Source organism: Pseudooceanicola onchidii, from assembly GCF_004959925.1.
Taxonomy (GTDB): Bacteria; Pseudomonadota; Alphaproteobacteria; order Rhodobacterales; family Rhodobacteraceae; genus Pseudooceanicola; species Pseudooceanicola onchidii.
This window is the reverse complement of sequence record NZ_SPUW01000002.1, coordinates 656,931-676,258: the sequence shown is the minus strand read 5'-3', so window position 1 is coordinate 676,258 and position 19,328 is coordinate 656,931. Positions and strand designations below refer to the sequence as shown.

General features: G+C 64.4%; 19 protein-coding genes. 8 read left to right on the top strand and 11 right to left on the bottom strand.

All coding sequences use genetic code 11. The annotated features are described in order from the left end of the window. Positions 1–31: 31 nt before the first annotated feature. Positions 32–889 (top strand): YihY/virulence factor BrkB family protein, encoded by an 858-nt coding sequence (locus E4S58_RS11195; RefSeq protein ID WP_136636483.1) that lies wholly within the window; start codon positions 32–34, stop codon positions 887–889. On the opposite strand, the gene hemE is transcribed toward E4S58_RS11195, so the two are convergent. Next, a complete protein-coding gene (hemE, locus tag E4S58_RS11190) occupies positions 886–1,929 on the bottom strand; it encodes a uroporphyrinogen decarboxylase (protein WP_136636482.1) in 1,044 nt (347 codons plus the stop codon). The two genes, E4S58_RS11195 and hemE, sit on opposite strands and share 4 nt — an antisense overlap. A 94-nt stretch (positions 1,930–2,023) precedes the next feature. On the opposite strand from hemE, the gene hemC reads away from it, so the two are divergent. Next, the gene (hemC, locus tag E4S58_RS11185; RefSeq protein ID WP_136636481.1) at positions 2,024–2,971 is read left to right on the top strand and encodes a hydroxymethylbilane synthase; all 948 of its coding nucleotides are present in this window, start codon (positions 2,024–2,026) and stop codon (positions 2,969–2,971) included. On the opposite strand, the gene E4S58_RS11180 is transcribed toward hemC, so the two are convergent. The 3 genes from E4S58_RS11180 to E4S58_RS11170 form a co-directional block, all read right to left on the bottom strand. Then, entirely contained in the window at positions 2,968–3,441 is a 474-nt protein-coding gene (locus E4S58_RS11180; RefSeq protein WP_136636480.1) for a hypothetical protein, read from the bottom strand. The two genes, hemC and E4S58_RS11180, sit on opposite strands and share 4 nt — an antisense overlap. Beyond that, on the bottom strand, positions 3,438–3,920 hold the full coding sequence (locus E4S58_RS11175) for an RNA pyrophosphohydrolase (protein ID WP_136636479.1): 483 nt from the start codon (positions 3,918–3,920) through the stop codon (positions 3,438–3,440). Before E4S58_RS11175 ends, E4S58_RS11180 begins: the two co-directional genes overlap by 4 nt. A 120-nt stretch (positions 3,921–4,040) precedes the next feature. Beyond that, entirely contained in the window at positions 4,041–4,934 is an 894-nt protein-coding gene (locus E4S58_RS11170) for a LysR substrate-binding domain-containing protein (protein WP_136636478.1), read from the bottom strand. Between the two features lie 114 nt (positions 4,935–5,048). Between E4S58_RS11170 and E4S58_RS11165 the strand changes: the two genes are divergently transcribed. Then, on the top strand, positions 5,049–6,275 hold the full coding sequence (locus E4S58_RS11165) for an acyl-CoA dehydrogenase (protein WP_136636477.1): 1,227 nt from the start codon (positions 5,049–5,051) through the stop codon (positions 6,273–6,275). A gap of 90 nt (positions 6,276–6,365) precedes the next feature. Here the strand turns inward: E4S58_RS11165 and E4S58_RS11160 are convergent, their stop codons facing one another. The 5 genes from E4S58_RS11160 to E4S58_RS11140 all read right to left on the bottom strand — a co-directional run bounded on the left by E4S58_RS11160 (position 6,366) and on the right by E4S58_RS11140 (position 12,965). Then, the gene (locus tag E4S58_RS11160) at positions 6,366–7,949 is read right to left on the bottom strand and encodes an ABC transporter ATP-binding protein (protein WP_136636476.1); all 1,584 of its coding nucleotides are present in this window, start codon (positions 7,947–7,949) and stop codon (positions 6,366–6,368) included. Beyond that, on the bottom strand, positions 7,946–9,157 hold the full coding sequence (locus tag E4S58_RS11155; protein WP_136636831.1) for an ABC transporter permease: 1,212 nt from the start codon (positions 9,155–9,157) through the stop codon (positions 7,946–7,948). Before E4S58_RS11155 ends, E4S58_RS11160 begins: the two co-directional genes overlap by 4 nt. Before the next feature lie 51 nt (positions 9,158–9,208). Beyond that, positions 9,209–10,303, bottom strand: coding sequence for a microcin C ABC transporter permease YejB (locus E4S58_RS11150; protein WP_136636475.1), 1,095 nt, complete (start codon positions 10,301–10,303; stop codon positions 9,209–9,211). Between the two features lie 9 nt (positions 10,304–10,312). Beyond that, entirely contained in the window at positions 10,313–12,274 is a 1,962-nt protein-coding gene (locus tag E4S58_RS11145) for an extracellular solute-binding protein (RefSeq protein ID WP_136636474.1), read from the bottom strand. Positions 12,275–12,446: 172 nt separating this feature from the next. Continuing rightward, positions 12,447–12,965: a c-type cytochrome gene (locus E4S58_RS11140; RefSeq protein ID WP_136636473.1), complete on the bottom strand. Its 519-nt coding sequence runs from the start codon at positions 12,963–12,965 to the stop codon at positions 12,447–12,449. A gap of 124 nt (positions 12,966–13,089) precedes the next feature. Here E4S58_RS11140 and E4S58_RS11135 point away from each other — a divergent pair, with 124 nt between their 5' ends. Then, the gene (locus E4S58_RS11135) at positions 13,090–13,926 is read left to right on the top strand and encodes a prephenate dehydratase (RefSeq protein ID WP_136636472.1); all 837 of its coding nucleotides are present in this window, start codon (positions 13,090–13,092) and stop codon (positions 13,924–13,926) included. An 11-nt stretch (positions 13,927–13,937) separates the two neighbouring features. Here E4S58_RS11135 and E4S58_RS11130 read toward each other — a convergent pair whose 3' ends face one another. Further along, a complete protein-coding gene (locus E4S58_RS11130) occupies positions 13,938–14,405 on the bottom strand; it encodes an SRPBCC family protein (RefSeq protein WP_136636471.1) in 468 nt (155 codons plus the stop codon). A gap of 73 nt (positions 14,406–14,478) precedes the next feature. Further along, positions 14,479–15,444 (bottom strand): NAD(+) diphosphatase, encoded by a 966-nt coding sequence (gene nudC / locus E4S58_RS11125; RefSeq protein ID WP_136636470.1) that lies wholly within the window; start codon positions 15,442–15,444, stop codon positions 14,479–14,481. A 220-nt stretch (positions 15,445–15,664) separates the two neighbouring features. Between nudC and E4S58_RS11120 the strand changes: the two genes are divergently transcribed. From E4S58_RS11120 to E4S58_RS11105, 4 genes are all read left to right on the top strand, one after another. Beyond that, positions 15,665–17,638: a bifunctional 2',3'-cyclic-nucleotide 2'-phosphodiesterase/3'-nucleotidase gene (locus E4S58_RS11120; protein WP_136636469.1), complete on the top strand. Its 1,974-nt coding sequence runs from the start codon at positions 15,665–15,667 to the stop codon at positions 17,636–17,638. A 101-nt stretch (positions 17,639–17,739) separates the two neighbouring features. Next, positions 17,740–18,183, top strand: coding sequence for a YtoQ family protein (locus E4S58_RS11115; protein WP_136636468.1), 444 nt, complete (start codon positions 17,740–17,742; stop codon positions 18,181–18,183). A 139-nt stretch (positions 18,184–18,322) separates the two neighbouring features. Further along, positions 18,323–18,760: a large conductance mechanosensitive channel protein MscL gene (gene mscL / locus E4S58_RS11110; protein ID WP_136636467.1), complete on the top strand. Its 438-nt coding sequence runs from the start codon at positions 18,323–18,325 to the stop codon at positions 18,758–18,760. Between the two features lie 83 nt (positions 18,761–18,843). Further along, positions 18,844–19,302 (top strand): Lrp/AsnC family transcriptional regulator, encoded by a 459-nt coding sequence (locus E4S58_RS11105; protein ID WP_136636466.1) that lies wholly within the window; start codon positions 18,844–18,846, stop codon positions 19,300–19,302. Positions 19,303–19,328: the final 26 nt, after the last annotated feature.

The following is a 19,328-nucleotide window of genomic DNA, read 5'->3' as shown; positions in this document are numbered from 1 at the left end:
GGGTGAAAGAACCAGACAGGAGAGACACCGCATGGTTCGGGGGATCCGACAAGTTGTCATCGGCATCGTCACGGATGTCGGTGACAAGAACCTAAGCCTGATTGCCGCCGGCGTCGCCTTCTATGCGATGCTGGCCATTTTTCCGGGGATCGCCGCGCTCATCGCGCTGTGGGGGTTGCTGTCCGACCCCCATGTCCTGATCGATCAGCTTGATGCGATCCGGACGATCCTGCCCCCCGATGTCGTCAATCTTGTTGCCACCCAGATCAACGCCCTGACCAACGCCAGCGGCGACCAGCTGGGCTGGGCGGGTCTTCTGTCGACGCTTTTCGCCATCTGGTCCGCACGGTCGGGCGTGGCGGCGCTGATGCTCGGGCTCAACACCATTCACGGCCGGATCAATCGCGGGTCGCTGCGCCATTACCTGATCTCTCTGGTGCTGACGCTGGCCCTGCTGGGCGTGTCGATCGTCACCCTGTCGGCCGTGGTCGTCGTTCCCGTCGTCTTCTCGATCATCCCGCTCGGCCCGGTCACCGCCATGATGGTCGAGGGCTTCCGGTGGTTCGCCGCCGTCTTCGTCCTGCTGGCCGCGCTGGCGGTGATCTATCGCTTCGGGCCGAACAACAAGGGCGAGCGGCTGAAATGGATCACGCCAGGCGCGATCCTGGCCGTGGTCCTCTGGGCCGTCGCGTCCTACGGCTTCTCGCTCTACCTGACGAATTTCGCCAACTACAACGAGGTTTACGGATCGATCGGGGCCGCCATCGCCATGTTGATCTGGCTGTACATCAGCGCCTTCCTGATCCTCCTCGGGGCAGAGGTGAACCTGCACCTCGGTGCCCGCCGAAGCCTGTTGAAAGCCGTGGACGGAGTGGCCGAGGCCACCTAGCGGCCGCGCACCGTATCGATCATCAGCTGCACGTTCTCGGGATCCGCGTCCGGCGTGATGCCATGGCCGAGGTTGAAGATATGTGGCCCCTTCGACAGCGCCTGCACGATCTCGCGCGTTTCATCTACCAAGGCCTGCCCCCCGGTGACCATGTGCGACGAGGCAAGGTTGCCTTGCACGCATCCGTCGACCTGGACATGGTCGGCCGCCCAATGCGCCGACACCGAATTGTCCAGCGCGACACAATCCGCGCCGGTCGCCTTGGCAAACCCGACATAGCGATCGCCCGCCTCACGCGGGAAGGCGATGACCGGGATGCCAGGGTGACGCGCCTTCAGCTCTGAGATGATGCGTTTCGCGGGGTCCAGCGCGAAGTCATCGAAATCCTGCCCCTTGAGCGATCCGGCCCAGCTGTCGAACAGCTTCACCACCTCGGCCCCGGCGTCGATCTGACGGCTGAGGTACTCAATCGTCCCTTCGGTCAGCAGATCGATCAGTGCGGCAAAAAGTGCGCGGTTCTCGTCCTTCAGCGCATGGGCCGGCCCCTGATCCGGCGTGCCCCGCCCCGCGACCATGTAGGTCGCGACGGTCCAGGGCGCCCCGGCAAAGCCGATCAGCGTGGTGTCCTCGGGCAGTTCACGCGACAGTATCGACACGGTGTCATAGATCGGCGACAGCACCTCGTGCACGTCCGACGCGGGTTTCAGCGCGTCGAAATCCGCCTGCGACGTGATCGTCGACAGCCGCGGCCCTTCGCCCGTCACGAACCACAGATCCGCGCCAAGCGCCTGGGGGAGCAGCAGAATATCGGCAAACAGGATCGCCGCATCGAAGCCATACCGCCGGATCGGCTGCAGCGTGACCTCGGCGGCCAGTTCGGGGTTGTAGCACAGCGACAGGAAATCCCCGGCCTGCGCGCGGGTGGCGCGGTATTCCGGCAGATAGCGCCCGGCCTGCCGCATCATCCAGATCGGCGGCACGTCCTGCTCTTCTCCGCGCAGGGCTTTCAGGATCGTCTTGTCGGTCTTGGCTGTGGGCATGGCATCCTCCGTCCGGCCTGTCGTCGCCGCGCGCGTCCGGGAAGTCAAGCAGACCCCACTTGCAGGGACCCTATGCCGCGTCTAGACCATCGCCATGACGAAGGATCTGCCCTCCCCCGCCCGCCCGCTGAAAATCGGCACCCGTGGCTCGCCCCTGGCGCTGGCCCAGGCGCATGAGACCGCCGATCGTCTGGCCAAGGCCTTCGACCTGCCGCCCGAGGCGTTCGAGGTCTGCGTGATCCAGACCACCGGCGACCGGGTGCAGGACCGTGCCCTGCGCGAAATCGGCGGCAAGGGCCTGTTCACCCGCGAGATCGAACAGGCCATGCTGGTCGGAGAGATCGACATCGCCGTGCATTCGATGAAGGACATGCCGGTGCTTCAGCCCGAGGGGCTGGTACTGGACTGCTACCTGCCGCGCGAAGACGTGCGCGATGCCTTCGTGTCCAACGCTCACAAGCGGCTGGCGGATGTGCCCGAAGGCGCGACCATGGGCACCTCGTCGCTGCGCCGCCGCGCGCAGCTTCTGGTGAAGCGCCCCGATCTGAAGGTCGTTGAATTCCGCGGCAACGTGCAGACGCGCCTGCGCAAGCTGACCGAAGGCGTGGCCGAGGCGACCTTCCTGGCCATGGCGGGCCTGAACCGTCTGGGCCGCCCCGAGGTCGCGCAATCCGCGCTCGCCCCCGAAGAGATGCTGCCCGCCGTGGCCCAGGGCGCAATCGGCATCGAACGGCGGCTGGACGACACGCGCACCGCCGACATGCTGGCGGCAATCCACGACACGCCCACGGCACAGCGCCTGGCCGCCGAACGCGCCTTCCTGGCGGCGCTGGACGGGTCTTGTGAAACCCCGATCGCCGGGCTGGCTGACCTGGACGGCAGCACCCTGCGTCTGCGCGGGGAAATCTTGCGCCCCGACGGCAGCGAATGCCTGACCGACGACCAGACCGCCCCGATCGAGGACGCGGCCGAACTGGGCCGGACCATGGCCACCGGCCTGCTGGCGCGCGCGGGCGACGGGTTCTTCGATTTCCGGACTTAATCTACGATCTGGCAGTCGCCCGAGGCATGGCAGCGGGCGACCCGGTCAATGTCCTCGTCGCTTGGATCGGTGAACATCCAGCCGCCGCAGGGTCCGACGTTCAGCTGATAGCCGTCGGGTGATTCCTGCAGGTAGACCAGCACCTCCTGCGAGGGCTCGGGCATCTGGCCGCAGGTCATCATCACGCAGTCCACGTTCACGGTGACCGGCGCGGCAAAGGCGCCGTGAAACCGGTCGTCCTTCAGGAACGCCCCGGTCAGGGTGGCGGGGAAGCTGACGGGCTGTTCGGGCGAATGCCGGTCGGGAACGGACGTCGGATCATGGCTAAGCGTGCCTGTGACGACCAGATAGGCCTCCTCCGCCTCGGCGGCCTGCTGATAGCTGCGCACCGGGTCCGGACGCATGCAGGACAGGGCCAGCGCGGGACCGGCCGACAGTGACAGCACCAGAACGGGGAGGAGGGATTTCATATCTTGTCCTTCAGTTCATCCAAAACGGCCTCGTAGACGGCGCGCTTGAACGGGACGATGTTGTCGACCAGATCCCCGGTCGGCAGCCAGCGCCAGCGGGAAAACTCGGGGTGATCGGTGTCGATGTTCACATCCGCGTCGTCCCCGAGGAAACGCATCAGGAACCACTTCTGTTCCTGCCCGCGAAACCGCCCCTTCCACAGTTTCGGCACCAGGTCATGCGGCAGGTCATAGGGTACCCAACCCGAGGTCTCGGCGATGACCTCGACCTTGTCGGCCGTCACGCCGGTTTCTTCCCACAGCTCGCGCAGGGCCGCATCGCGCGGATCCTCGCCCTTGTCGACACCGCCCTGCGGCATCTGCCAGGCGGGCCCGGGGTTGTCGATGCGCTGACCGACGAAGACATGGCCATCGCGATTGGCCAGCATGACGCCGACGCAGGGGCGATAGGGCAGTTGGGCGATCTCTTCGGGGGTCATGGCGGCTCCTTTGCTTTGGCGAAAGGCTTGCCCGTCGGGGGCCGGGAACTCAAGGGGGCTCTGCCCCTGCGACAAGGCAGGCCTTGTCGCCACCCCGGAGTATTTTCGGCAAGATGAAGATCAGGCCCAGATGTCCTCGATCTCGGCGCGCAGCCAGTCGCGGAAGCGCGCGAAATGCGGCAGGGCCTCGCTGTGGTCGGGGTAGATCAGCGTATAGGCCTCGCCCGTGGCCAGATCGCCGGGCAGCGCGCGGATCAGATCGCCCCGGGCAATCGCGGCACGGGCAAGGATTTCGGGCACCAGTGCGACACCCAGCCCGGCGGTGGCGGCATCCAGCACCATGTCGAAGTGATCGAAGCGCGCGCCGCGCAGCGCGTGGCGCGGGTCCAGCCCCATGGCGCGGCACCAGTCGGGCCAGAGGGTCGGGCGGGTCGATTGCTGCAGCAGCGGCAGGCGCAGGATGTCGTCCGTCCCGAGCGGCGTGCGCACCAGCGACGGCGCGGCGACGACGGTCAGTTCCTCGTCCAGCAGGTGGATGTGGCGATGGCCCGGGGTGCGGTGGCGCGTGCGCTGGATGGCCAGATCGAAGGGGTCGGTTTCGAAATCCACCGGGGCAAGGCGCGCGGCCATATCGATCGAGAGGTCCGGCATCGTCGCCTGGAACCCGCGCAGCCGCGGGATCAGCCAGAGCCGCCCGAAGGTCGGCAGTACCGCGATCCTGAGCACCCGCGCCTGCCCGCCGAAGGCCATCACCGTCATCGCCGCATCGTCAAGCCGGTCCAGCAGCGGCCCGGCCTCGCGCAGAAGCGCCCGGCCCGCGTCCGACAGGCTGAGCCGCTGGCGGGCCCGGATGAAAAGCGCGACGCCCAGCTTGGCCTCGAGCCCCGCGATGGACCGGCTGACAGCGCTTTGCGTGCGGCCCAATTGCTGCGCCGCCTGGATCGTCGTGCCGGCGCGGGCGCAGGCACAGAAGGCCTCGAGTTCCGGGACCGAGGGCGTGTAGGCGTGACGCATCGCGCAACCTATGCGTTTGACTCATCAAGTCGGCAGGATAACTCGTTATGAGATACCACCACAACCGGGTATACGCCACATCAAACTCATAGAGCCACGCGCAGGGAGACCGACATGGACGCTGAAAACCGCCCGATCATCAAGGACAAGGACCGCCCCAACATGGCGTCCTTCAACTGGGAAGACCCCTTCCTGCTGAACGACCAGCTGGAAGAAGAAGAGCGGATGATCGGTGAATCCGCCCGCACCTTCTGTGAAGAGCGCCTCGCGCCGCGGGTCGAGAAAATGTACCTGGAGGAAGGCGTCGACCCCGAGATCTTTGCCGAGATGGGCGAAGTGGGCATGCTGGGCGTGACGGTTCCGGAGCAATACGGCGGGCTGGGGTCCGGCTATGTGTCCTACGGGCTGGTTGCGCGGGAAGTGGAACGGATCGACAGCGGGTTCCGGTCGATGTGTTCGGTTCAGTCCTCGCTGGTGATGTACCCGATCTATGCCTACGGCTCGGAAGAGCAACGGATGAAGTACCTGCCGAAACTGGCCTCGGGCGAATGGATCGGCTGCTTTGGCCTGACCGAACCCGATGCGGGGTCCGACCCGGCGGGCATGAAGACCCGCGCGAAGAAGGTCGAGGGCGGCTATGTGCTGAACGGCGCGAAGATGTGGATCTCGAACGCGCCGATCGCCGATGTCTTTGTCGTCTGGGCCAAGTCCGACGCGCATGACGGGGCGATCCGCGGCTTCGTTCTGGACAAGGGCACCAAGGGCCTGAGCGCGCCGAAGATCGGCGGCAAGCTGTCGCTGCGCGCCTCGATCACCGGGGAAATCGTGCTGGAGGACGTCGAGGTCGGCGAAGACGCGCTGCTGCCGCATGTGTCGGGCCTGAAGGGGCCGTTCGGCTGTCTGAACCGCGCACGCTATGGCATCGCCTGGGGCGTGATGGGCGCGGCCGAGGACTGCTGGTTCCAGGCCCGCACCTACGGCCTGGATCGCAAGCAGTTCAACAAGCCGCTGGCCGGCACGCAGCTGTACCAGAAGAAACTGGCCGACATGCAGACCGAGATCACGCTTGGCCTTCAGGCCGCGCTGCGGGTGGGGCGCCTGTTCGACCTGGCCAAGGCCGCGCCCGAGATGGTGTCGATCATCAAGCGCAACAACTGTGGCAAGGCACTGGACATCGCGCGGATGGCCCGCGACATGCACGGCGGCAACGGCATCCAGATCGAATACAAGGTCATGCGCCACGCCGCGAACCTTGAGACGGTGAATACCTACGAGGGGACGCATGACGTGCACGCGCTGATCCTGGGCCGTGCCCAGACCGGGCTGCAGGCGTTCTTCTGATACCGGGTGCCAGGCGGGCCTGTCCCGCCGCCTCCGGCAGGAGTATTTCGGGCAAGATGAAGAAGGGGCCTTTCGGGGCCCCTTTGTCATTCAGGCGTTCATTGTCGCGGCGGCCAGAAGCTGCTGCGTATAGGGATGGCTGGGCGCCTTGAAGACCTGTTCGGCCGTGCCGACCTCGACCACGTCGCCCTGTTTCATCACCATCACCCGGTGTGACATGGCGCGCACCACGTTCAGGTCGTGGCTGATGAAAAGATAGGCCAGCCCGTATTTCCGCTGGAGGTCCCGCAGCAGGTCGACGATCTGCACCTGCACCGTCATGTCGAGCGCCGAGGTCGGTTCGTCCAGCACAACCAGCTTGGGCCGCAGGATCATCGCGCGGGCGATGGCGATGCGCTGGCGCTGACCGCCGGAAAATTCGTGCGGGTAGCGGTCCATCGTCTCGGGGTTCAGACCGACCTCGGTCATCACTTCGGCCACGAGGTCGCGCACCGGTCTGTCTGTCGGCAGTTTGTGGACCGTCAGACCCTCGGCGATGATCTGCATCGCGGTCATGCGCGGCGAGAGCGAGCCGAAGGGATCCTGGAAGACGATCTGCATCTCGGACCGCTTGTTGCGCAGTTCACGCGTGGACCAAGCGTGGACGTCATCGCCGTTGAAGCGGATGCCGCCCTTGCTATGGATCAGCCGCATGATCGCCAGTGCCAGCGTCGTCTTGCCCGACCCCGATTCGCCCACGATGCCAAGCGTTTCACCGGCCCGCACCTGGATCGAGGCCTCGTTCACGGCCTTCACATGGCCCACGGTCTTCTTGAAAAGCCCGCGCTGGATCGGGAACCAGATGCGCAGCTTGTCGGTCTCGGCCACCACGGGCGCGCTGTCCGACGCCGGATCGGGGGTGCCTGCGGCATGGGCCGCCAGCAGTTTCTGCGTGTAGGGATGCTGGGGTGCGTCGAAGATCGCCTTGGTCTCTCCGGTCTCGACGATTTCGCCGTCCTTCATGACGCAGACCCGGTCCGCGATGCGGCGCACGATGTTGAGGTCATGGGTGATGAAAAGCATCCCCATCCCCTCGCTCGACTTGAGCTCGGCAAGAAGGTCCAGGATCTGCGCCTGGATCGTCACGTCAAGCGCCGTGGTGGGTTCGTCCGCGATCAGCAGCTCGGGCCGGTTGGCAAGCGCCATGGCGATCATCACCCGCTGCCGCTGTCCGCCCGAGAGCTGGTGCGGGTAGGAGCCCAAGCGGCTTTCGGGATCGCGGATGCCGACCTTGTCGAGCAGTTCGATGATCCGCACCCGCACCGCGTCGCCGCGCAGCCCCTGGTGCAGCTCAATCGATTCCGCCAGCTGCTTTTCCAGCGTGTGCAGCGGGTTGAGCGATGTCATCGGCTCCTGGAAGATGAAGGAGATATCGTTGCCCCGCACTTCGCGCAGATGCGCATCGTCGGCGCCGATCATTTCCTTACCCTTGAAGGTCACCGAGCCGTCGACATGGGCATTGCCACCCAGAAGCTGCACGGTCGAGAGCGCGGAGACGGATTTGCCGGATCCGGATTCACCCACCAGCGCGACGGTTTCGCCCTTGTCGACGTGAAAGCTGACGCCCTTGACCGCGGGCACCAGCTGACCGTCCTGCTTGAACGACACCTTCAGGTTTTTCACATCCAGCATCATTCGAACGTCTTTCTCGGGTCAAAGGCGTCGCGCACCCCTTCGAAGATGAACACCAGAAGCGACAGCATCAGCGCAAAGACGAAGAAGGCGGTGAAGCCCAGCCAGGGCGCCTGAAGGTTCTGTTTCGCCTGCAACGTCATCTCGCCCAGGGACGGGGCCGAGGACGGCAGGCCGTAGCCCAGGAAGTCGAGCGAGGCGAGCGAGCCGATCGTGCCGGTCACGATGAAGGGCAGCATGGTCAGCGTGGCGACCATGGCATTAGGCAGCATATGGCGGAACATGATGGTCAGGTTCGACACGCCAAGCGCCCGGGCGGCGCGGACGTATTCCAGGTTGCGTGCGCGCAGGAATTCGGCCCGCACCACGCCGACCAGCGCGGTCCAACCGAAGGCGATCATGAGGAAGACCAGAAGCCAGAAGCCCCGGCCCAGGATCGCGAAGAGGATGATGATGACGTAAAGCTGCGGCACGCCCTGCCAGATCTCGATCACCCGCTGGAACACGAGGTCCAGCCGCCCGCCGAAAAAGCCTTGGATGGCCCCCGCGAAGATCCCGATGAGCGAGGCGCAGGTCGTCACGATCAGGGTGAAGAGGATCGACAGCCGGAAGCCATAGATCGCCCGCGCCAGCACGTCACGCTTGGTGTCGTCGGTGCCCAGCAGGTTCGCGCCGCGCTGATCGGCAGGCAGAAGGCCCCAGTGATCTTCGCCCGCGTCGTCCGTGTAGGATCCGATCACGTTCGGGGCCAAGGGCGCGGCGCCGGGCAGTTCGACCGGCGTGTCGTAGGAATAGGGGATGATCGGCCAGATGGCCCAGCCCTTGTTGATCGGCTCGCCCTCGATCACGCCGTCCTGCGCGTCTTCGAAATAGGCTTCGGGGTCGTCGAAGCACAGGTCCAGACCGCCGGTTTCGATCAGGCATTTGACCTCGGGGTCGCGATAGATCGCCTCGGTCCGGAAGTCGCCGCCAAAGGCGGTTTCGGGATAGAACTTGAAGACGGGGAAGTAATATTCGCCCTGGTACTTCACCAGCATCGGCTTGTCGTTGGCGATGAATTCGGCGAACAGCGACAGCCCGAAGAGCACGGAAAAGATCACCAGCGACCAGTAGGCGCGGCCATTGCGACGGAAGTTGCGCCAGCGGCGCTTGTTGAGAGGCGACAGCGCGAAACGTCCCTGTTTCGCGGGGGGCACGGGGGCCGGGGCCATCTGGCCGGGTTCACGGCCGGGCAGCGGATCGGTGGCGGAATGGACCATGGCTCAGCCCTCCCGCCGTTCGAAATCGATGCGGGGATCGACGAAGACATACATCAGGTCCGACAGGATCCCGACGACCAGCCCGATCAGACCGAAGACGAAGAGCGATCCGAAGATGATCGGGTAATCCCGCGCCACTGCGGCCTCGTAGCCAAGCCGCCCCAGCCCTTCGAGGCTGAAGAGCGTCTCGATGATGATCGACCCGCCGAAGAAGACGCCGATGAAGACCGCCGGGAAGCCCGCGATCACGATCAGCATCGCGTTGCGGAAGACGTGGCCATAAAGCACCTTCCGTTCCGACAGGCCCTTGGCCCGCGCGGTCATCACGTAGTGTTTCTTGATCTCGTCCAGGAACGAGTTCTTGGTCAGCAGGGTCAGCGTCGCGAAGGACGAAATGGTCGAGGCCAGCACCGGCAGCGTGATGTGCCAGATGTAATCCTTGATCTGCCCGAACAGGCTCAGCTGGTCGAAGTTGTCCGAGGTCAGGCCGCGCAGCGGGAAGATCCGCCAGTAGGACCCGCCGGCAAACAGCACCAGCAGCAGGATCGCGAACAAAAAGCCCGGGATCGCATAGGCCGCGATGATCAACCCGCTCGTCCAGGTGTCGAACCGCGACCCGTCGCGCACGGCCTTGCGGATGCCAAGCGGGATCGAGATGAGATAGGCGATCAGCGTCGACCAGAGGCCAAGCGAGATCGAGACCGGCAGGCGTTCGATCACCAGGTCGATCACGTCGGCCTTGCGGAAGTAGCTTTCACCGAAATCGAGCCGCAGGTAGTTGCCCATCATGACAAGGAACCGTTCCACCGGCGGCTTGTCGAAGCCGAACTCCTTTTCCAGCTGTTCGATGAATTCAGGCGGCAAGCCGCGCGCGCCGGCATAGGTTTCGTTGGCGACCGCGCCAGAGTTCGACTCCAGCCCCATGTCGCTGCCCGACCCGGCGAAGGATCCGAACACGTCCCCCTGCCCCTGCTGCTGCGCGATGATCTGTTCGATCGGTCCGCCCGGCACGAATTGCACCAGTGCAAAGTTGATCACCATGATCCCCAGAAGGGTCGGGATCACCAGCAGCAGTCGACGAAGAATATAGGCTCCCATGGGGGCGGCTTACCTCAAGGCCCCGGCGGCTTTCAACGCCTCTTCCTTCTCGGCGTCGGCCCACCAGAAATCCATCTGGCCGACGGCAAAGGGTGGCATGTCCTCGGGGTGGTCGTACATGTTGAAGTAGGCCAGCCAGTTGTCGGCCTTGAAATAGGCGGGAACCATGAAGAACTCGTGCCGCAGAACCCGGTCGAGCGCGGTCAGGGCAGCGGTTTCCGTCTCGGTCTCCTCGGCCTCGAGCGCGGTCTGGATCAGCGCGTCGATCAGGGGGCTGGCGACACCCGCAGGGTTGAAAAGGCTCACATCGGCGTTTTCGGACCCATACAGCTGGAACAGCCCCGTGCCCGCACCGACGAAGGTGCGATAGCCCGCGAAGATCACGTCATAGTCTCGTTCGCGCTGACGCAGCGTGTACTGGCTGGGGTCGACCTTCTGCATCTGGGCGTTCACACCCATTTGCTGCAGGTTCTGCACGTAGGTCTGCACCATGCTTTCCAGCGTCGGTGACCCGGACGAGTTGATCGGGATCACGATGTCCAGCGTCTGCCCGGCGTCGTTCCGGCGCATCCCGTCACCGCCGACCGACCAGCCGGCCTCGTCCAGAAGACTCATGGCGCGGCGCAGGTTCTTGCGGTCCAGAACGCGGGTGGGGCTGCTGGTATGGGCCATCCGCACCGGTTCGCTCAGCACCTCGGCAGGGACCAGATCGCCGAGCGATTCCAGGATCTCGCGCTCCTTGCCCTCGGGCACGCCGGTGGCTTCCTGCACGGTGCCCTGGAAGAAGGAGTTGCGCTGTTCGAAAAGGCCGAACTGCAGGCTCTCGTTCGTCCATTCGAAGTTGTAGCCAAGCGCCAGCGCCTCGCGCACACGCTTGTCCTTCAGCACTTCGCGGCCCAGGTTGAAGACGAACCCGACGTTGGTGGGCGGGTTGCCGTCGGGAATGCTCTCAAGCTTCACATAGCCCTTGTCGACCGCAGGAAAGTTGTACCCGGTCGCCCACTGCTTTGAGTTCGTTTCTTCCCGGAAGGTATATTCGCCGGCCTTGAAGGCCTCGAATGCCGCCGTTTCATCGGAAAAGTATTCGACCCGGATCTCGTCGTAGTTGTGCCGACCCTTGTTGATCGGCAGGTCCTTGCCCCAGTAGTCCGGGTTGCGCTTGTAGGTGATGCGCCGGTTGATGTCGTAGCTGTCCAGCATGTAGGGGCCCGACCCCGGCGAGGTTTCCATCCGCGGCTCGTCCAGCCGGGCGCCGGTTTCCTCGAACCACTTCTTCGACCAGACGGAAACGCCACCGGCCTGATCGATCAGGGACCGGCGCGGGATGTCCGTCGCAAAGGTGAACTTGACCGTGTAGTCGTCCAGCGCCTCGGCCCCGGTGATCCGCTGGCTGACCGCGCGGGCATAGGACGGCAGGCCCTGTTCCAGCAGCAGTTCGTGCGAGAAGACGACGTCATGGGCCGTCACCGGCGTGCCGTCGGAAAACTTGGCGTCCTTGCGCATGTGGAAGATGACCCAGGTCTTGCCCTCGTCGTATTCCAGGCTTTCGCACAGCAGGCAGTATTCCGACCCGTATTCATCCGCCGGCGCCGAGGGATCGAGCAGGGATTCGTACATCATCGACGACATGGCCCCGGGCCGCCCCTTGCGGCTGTAGGGGTTCATGCTGTCGAAGGTGCCCGAGGCGTCGATGGCGAAGGTGCCGCCCTTGGGCGCATCGGGATTGACGTAGTTCATCTGCGGGAACCCGGCCGGATAGGCCAGATCGCCGTAATAGTTGTAGCCGTGCGACTGGATCACCGCGTCGCCCTTGGTCATCTCGGCATGGCTTTCCGCCAGCGCCATCGAAGCACCGAGAAAAAGAGCCAGGCCACCAAGGGCAACCGCCATTGCCGGCCGCGACAGGCCCCACTGCGACAGACCGGTATCTACCTTCGCGCGCGTCTGGCTGCGGGTCGGGGCTGATCGCATGGTGGGCTCCTGATCTCTGGGCAATGCTCTACCTGTCGAATTAGGCTACTTGGCCGCAAAGGCGACATTCAAGTTGAGATTGCGTCAAACCAGCGTGAGCAGACCCGCCCGCCAAACAAAAAGGGCCGCGATCCCGTGATCGCGGCCCTTTTTGTATTGAGATCAGGCTGGATCAGCCGCCGATCGACTGCAGATAGGCAATCAGGTCAGCGCGATCTTCGGCCTTACGCAGACCGGCGAAGGACATCTTCGTGCCGGGGGCCGCACCCTTGGGGTTCTCGAGGAAGGTGTTCAGGTGCTCGGGCGTCCAGGTGTCGAAGACAGCCTCGAGAGCGCCGGAGTAGGCATAGCCGTCAACCGCATCAACCGCACGGCCGACCACACCATCCAGGTGCGGGCCGGTGGCATTGGTGCCGTCGATCTTGTGGCAGGCCTTGCACTTGCCGAAAACCTTGGAGCCGGACGCGACATCCGCGCTGGCCAGAAGCGTTGCAAAGTCGGGGCCTTCTTCTTCAGCCGCGCCGCCTTCTTCTTCGCCGGTTTCGATCACATATGCCTGGGTATATTCGTCCCCGTGGCCGCCGGATTCGGTGGAGTAGAGAAGTTCCGCCGCCCAGTTGCCAAGCAGAAAGACCAGCAGTGCGCCACAGAAAGCGCCGCCAACCTTGGTAATGGTCATGGTGTCGAACATATGATGCCGAGTCCTCGATGTTTCGTCACTTGTTCGGCGCGTATCTATATGCTTCCCCTCCCCCTGCGCAAGGTGTAGTTACCGCGACCATTCGCCCGATCCCCCGGGCACGGAAGGAAAGTGCATGTCGAAACCGCTGATCGCATTCCAGGGCGAACTTGGCGCCTATTCCCACGAAGCCTGCCGCGAGGCCCGCCCGGATCACGATCCGCTGCCCTGCCGCACCTTCGAGGAATGCATCGACGCGGTCCTGGACGGCACGGCGGATCTGGCCATGCTTCCCGTTGAAAATTCGACCTACGGCCGGGTTGCCGACATCCATTCGCTGCTGCCCAAAAGCGGCCTGCACATCGTGGACGAGGCCTTCGTGCGCGTGCGGATCAGCCTGATGGCCCTGCCGAATGTCCCGCTGTCCGACATCACCAAGGTGCGGGCCCACCTCGTCCTTCTGCCGCAGGCGCGGAATTTCCTTAAAAAGCATGGGATCAAGGCGGAAACGGCGGCAGACAGCGCCGGCGCGGCGATGGAGCTTGCCGCCTCGGGCCGCCGCACCGAGGGCGTCCTGGCCAGCGACATCGCAGCCGAGATCCACGGTCTGGACGTGCTGGCCCGCGACATCGAAGACCACGGCCACAACACCACGCGTTTCCTGGTCATGTCGCGCCAGCCCGACCACCACAGGCGCGGTGATCTGGGCATGATCACCACCTTCGTCTTCGAGGTCCGCAACATCCCGGCGGCGCTTTACAAGGCCATGGGCGGCTTTGCGACCAACGGCGTCAACATGACCAAGCTGGAAAGCTACATGGTCGGCGGCAGCTTCACCGCGACACAGTTCTATGCGGATATCGAAGGCCACCCCGACGACCCGAACGTCAAGCTGGCGTTCGAGGAACTGCGGTTCTTCACCTCGATGTTCGAAATCCTGGGCGTCTACCCGGCCGCGTCACAACGTCACTGACGCCCGCGCGCTCAGGCCATCCTGTCCTGGCGCGCTGCGATGTCACGGGCATAGTCGGCCACGCGCGCCTCGAACTTCTTGTCGACGGTGCCCTTGGCCAGCTTGATCGACTGGATCAGGAGCCGCGCCGACAGCGTGTGCGGCTTGAGATCCAGCGACACCCGCATCCGGGTCTTCTTGGGCGACAGGGCGATCAGTTCGATCTCGCAGAACCCGGTCAGCCCGGCGCTTTTGCCTGCAAAGCCCAGCATCACCGGTTCTTCGTAATCCTCTAGGTCGATCCGCACCTCGCGGGTCTTGCCGCGAAAGGTGAATTCGGTCTGCCAGGCCATGCCGGGGCCGCGCACATCCTGGCTGTCCACCCGCTGCACCTTGGCGCCGCGCCGCATGGCAGACCGTTCGAAGGTCGAAAAATCGGACACCTCGGCGAAGACATGCTCGATCGGTGCCTCGATATCCGTGCGGGTCGAAAACTTCATGCTGGCTGCCCTTGTCCTGATGTGTCGCCGCCCCTGACCGAAAGGGGTCTTAACCTCGATTTACTAATAAATTTTAAGCGAGTGTATCCGCAACCCAGTTCCGGATCAGAAACTCGGCGATGGCGCCTTGGCGCAGGGGCCGGATGTCGGGGTGGTTGCCCGCCAGCACGTCGACCATGTCTTCGCGTGACACCCAACGCGCGCCTTCCAGTTCGACCGGGTCGATCTCGATCTCGCGGCCCGTCGCTTCGCCGATACAGCCGAACATCAGCGAATTGGGGAAGGCCCAGGGCTGGCTTGACAGGTAGTCCACCCGCCCGACGGGCACCCGGGCTTCCTCCATCACCTCGCGCCGCACGGCGGCTTCCAGCGTCTCGCCCGGCTCGACAAACCCGGCCAGCAGCGACCACATGTTGTCCGGCCAGCCGGGCGACCGGCCCAGCAGAACGTCGTTGCCATGGGTGATCAGCATGATCACCACGGGATCGGTGCGCGGAAAATGCTGACCGCCGCAACTGTCGCAACTGCGCTGCCACCCGGCCATGGCCATGCGGCTGGCCCGCCCGCAGCGCGAACAGAATTCGTGGGTGGAATGCCAGCTGTAAAGCGCCCGCGCCGTCGCGGCCAATTCGGCATCCCGCCGGTTCAGCCGCCCCATCACACCGCGGAGGTCCCCGAAGTGAAGGGCATCCTCGACCTCGGGGTGCCGGGGCAGCGGCGCCTGTTGCGGCCGACCGGGGCCTGCATCCATCGGCGCATCGGGCGGCGACCATTCCGAGATGTCCTGCGCAAAGGTCATCCCGTGATCTTCGCGGCCCAGGAAGATCGGTGTCTTGTCCCGGCCCTGAAGCACCGGGTGATCCATCGGCAGCCGCGCCAGCGCAGATTCACCGGCCATCAGAAGAAACCCGCGCCACAGCAGAAGGCATTCCGACCCCGGATCGCGCCGCGCCGCCTGCAGGACCTCGTCCTGTCCGCGCAGCTCGGCCGCCCGATCCAGTCCCGATCCGCCGAATGTCACGTCTTCCGCGTGCCGCATGTCCTGTCCCTCGCGCCTGAAATCCTGTGCCGGACCCTGCAACGGGATCAGGGATTGCGCAATGGCCAGGCGGCGGGTGACAGAATTGAACGGCCCGTTCCGAGAATTCTGTTCCCCTGCCCCGAAGTCACGCGCAGTATACCCCCACGACCGTGCCCGACCGTAGCGCAGCTGTCATGCTAGGGTGACACCGTCCCCGCGATGGAATCAGGAGAGAGCCATGACCCGTACCCCACACACGACCCTTTCGCGCCGCCACTTCCTGGCCACCACGGCCGGCGCGTCGCTGATTGCCCTGCACCCCTTTTCGGCCCGCGCCGCCGCAAGCCAGGTGCACCTGCGGATCATGGAAACCACCGACCTGCACGTGCATGTCTTCCCCTACAATTATTACGCCGACAAGGAAGACGACACCGTCGGCCTGGCCCGCACCGCGGCACATATCGCCGACATCCGCGCCGAGGCGTCAAATTCGATGCTGATCGACAACGGCGACTTTCTTCAGGGCAACCCCATGGGCGACTATATCGCCTATGAACGGGGCATGAAGGACGGCGACATGCACCCCGTCATCCAGGCGATGAACACGCTTGGTTTCGATGCCTCGACCCTGGGCAACCACGAATTCAACTATGGCCTGAGCTTTCTGGAAAAATCACTGGCGGGCGCGAACTTCCCCGTCGTGTCGGCCAACATTGCCAAAAAGAAGGGTGCCGATCCGACCAAGGACGAAACGCTGCTCAAGCCCTATGTGCTTCTCGACCGCGTGGTCGTCGACGGCAATGGCGTGGAACATCAGATCAAGGTCGGGATCATCGGCTTCGTGCCACCGCAGGTCATGAACTGGGACCGCAAGCACCTGGAAGGCAACGTCGAGGCCCGCGATATCGTCGAGACCGCCCGCGCCTGGGTGCCGCAGATGAAGGAAGCGGGCGCGGACGTCATCATCGCGCTGTCGCACTCCGGCATCGGGTCGGCGCAGCACGAGGACGGGATGGAAAACGCAAGCGTCCCGCTGGCCGAGGTCGAGGGTATCGACGCGCTGATGACCGGCCATTCGCATCTTGTCTTCCCGTCCGCCAAATACGCCGATTTCGCGGGTGTCGATGCCGACAAGGGCACGATCCACGGCAAGCCGGCGGTCATGGGCGGCTTCTGGGGGTCGCACCTGGGCGTGATCGACCTGATGCTGGAAAAGGACGGATCGGAATGGCGCGTGCTGATGCACGAAGCCGCCACCCGCCCGATCTCCAAGCGCAACGAAGACCGGTCGATCACCGCGCTGGTCGAAAGCGTGCCGACCGTGCTGGCCGCCGTGCAGAAAGAGCATGACGAGACGCTGAATTACGTCCGCACCGCCGTCGGCAAGACCGACACGCCGCTGCATTCCTATTTCGCGCTGGTGGCCGACGATCCCTCGGTCCAGGTCGTGACCAATGCGCAGAAGTGGTACATCGAAGAGATGATGAAGGGCACCGAATGGGAGGCCCTGCCGATCCTGTCGGCCGGTGCGCCCTTCAAGGCCGGCGGCCGGGGTGGACCGGAATATTATACCGAGGTGCCCGTGGGCGATGTGGCGATCAAGAACGTCGCCGACCTCTACCTCTATCCCAACACGATCCGCGCGGTGAAGATCACGGGCGCGCAGCTGCGCGGCTGGCTGGATCGGTCGGCGGGCATGTTCAACCAGGTGGAGCCCGGCGCGACCGATGCCGTCCTGCTGAACCCCGATTTCCCGTCCTACAACTTCGACGTGATGGACGGGGTGAGCTATAAGATCGACCTGTCCAAGCCAATGATGTTCAACCGCGATGGTGAGAAGATCGGCGAGGAAAGCCGGATCGTCGACCTGATGTTCGACGGCCAGCCGGTGACGGACGACATGGAGTTCGTCGTGGCCACCAACAACTACCGCGCCAGCGGTGGCGGCGCCTTCCCCGGCGCCATGGGCGACACGGTGATCTTCGAGGGGCCGGACACCAACCGCGACATCATCGTTCGCTATATCGTCGAAAAGGGCACGATCAGCCCCGCCGCCGATGGCAACTGGACCTTCGCGCCGATGGACGGAACCACCGTGCTGTTCGAGACCGGACCGGGCGGCAAGCAATACGCGGACAGCGTACCGGGCGTGAAGATCGAACCGGCCGGCGACGGCGAAGGGGGCTTTGCGCTCTATCGCATCACCCTTTGACGGTTGCGCGGGCGGTTGCCTGCGCCTCCGGCGGGAGTATTTATGGCAAGATGAAGCAGGGGGCGCGCGTCGTCCCCTGTCGTTTTTGAAGGAGGAATGCGATGCGGGTCTATCTGTCCGGCGAAATTCACACCGACTGGCGCGCGGAGGTCGAGGCGGCCTGCGACGGGCTGGACGTGGTGTTCGATGCCCCCGTCACCGATCACGCGGCCAGCGACGACTGCGGGGTGGCGATCCTGGGTGGGGAGCCGTCAAAGTTCTGGCACGACCACAAGGGCGCCAAGGTCAATGCGATCCGCACCCGCAACGCGATTGAAGCGGCAGACGTGGTCGTCGTGCGCTTTGGCGAGAAATACAAGCAGTGGAACGCGGCCTTCGACGCCGGCTATGCGTCGGCACTTGGCAAGTCATTGATCATCATGCACGGCGCTGATCACCAGCATGCACTGAAAGAGGTCGATGCCGCGGCTCTGGCGGTGACCGAGACGCCGCAGCAGGTGGCCGACATCCTGCGCTATGTGCTGACCGGGCAACTGCCGGGCTGAGCCTTTCGATCTTTCCGACGCACGGGCCGCGCCATGTAGCCAGGCGTTCCGTTTGTCCGTAATCTGGAAACGGATAGTGTCTGCGCGCGGGGTCAAACCCGGGCACAGGTTCGGTCCGGGGCACCTACTGGAGATCATCATGCTCGAAGAATTCAAGGCATTCATTGCCAAAGGCAACGTCATGGACATGGCCGTCGGGATCATCATCGGCGCGGCGTTCACCGCCATCGTGAAGTCGATGGTCGACGATCTGATCAACCCGATCATCGGTCTTTTCACCGGCGGCGTGGATTTCACCAACAACTTCGTCGTGCTGTCCGGTGGCGGCGATTATGCCAGCCTGGAAGCCGCCCGCGAAGCCGGGGCGGCCGTCTTTGCCTACGGGGCCTTCCTCATGGCGGTTTTCAACTTCCTGATCATCGCCTTCGTGGTCTTCATGCTGGTCAAGATGGTGAACCGCGCAAAGGACAGCGTGATGAAGAAGGAAGAGGCCCTGCCCGCCGAAGAGAAGAAGGCCGGCCCGACCGAGCTGGACGTCCTGCTGGAAATCCGAGATTCGCTGAAATCCGGCGCCTGAGAGCGATTTCGGCGCAGATCCTCTCGCCAATCCAGCGGATTATCGAATACCCTTCCGGCCAGTGACCGGCCGGAAGGACCCCCATGACCCTTGATGACATCGACCGCAAGATCCTGCGCGTGATCCAGAAGCAGGGCCGCATTTCCAACGCCGACCTGTCCGAGAAGGTGAACCTGTCGCCGTCGGCCTGCCACAGGCGGGTGCAGCGGCTGGAAGCCGAAGGGATCGTGAAGGATTATGTCGCGCTGCTGGACGCCCGGCGGATCGGCCTACCGTCGACCATCTTCGTCGAGATCAAGTTGCAGGGCCAGGCGGACGAGATCCTCGATGCCTTCGAGGCCGAGGTGAAGCGCGTGCCCGAGATCCTGGAATGCCACCTGATGGCCGGGACCGCCGACTATATCCTCAAGGTCGTCGCCGACAGCACCGAGGATTTTGCCCGCATCCATCGCCAGCACCTGTCCCGCCTGCCCGGCGTGCAGCAGATGCAGTCGAGCTTTGCGCTTCGCACGGTCTTCAAGACCACGGCGCTTCCGGTCTAGGCTGGGCCGCAGGGCTGGGAATTTCG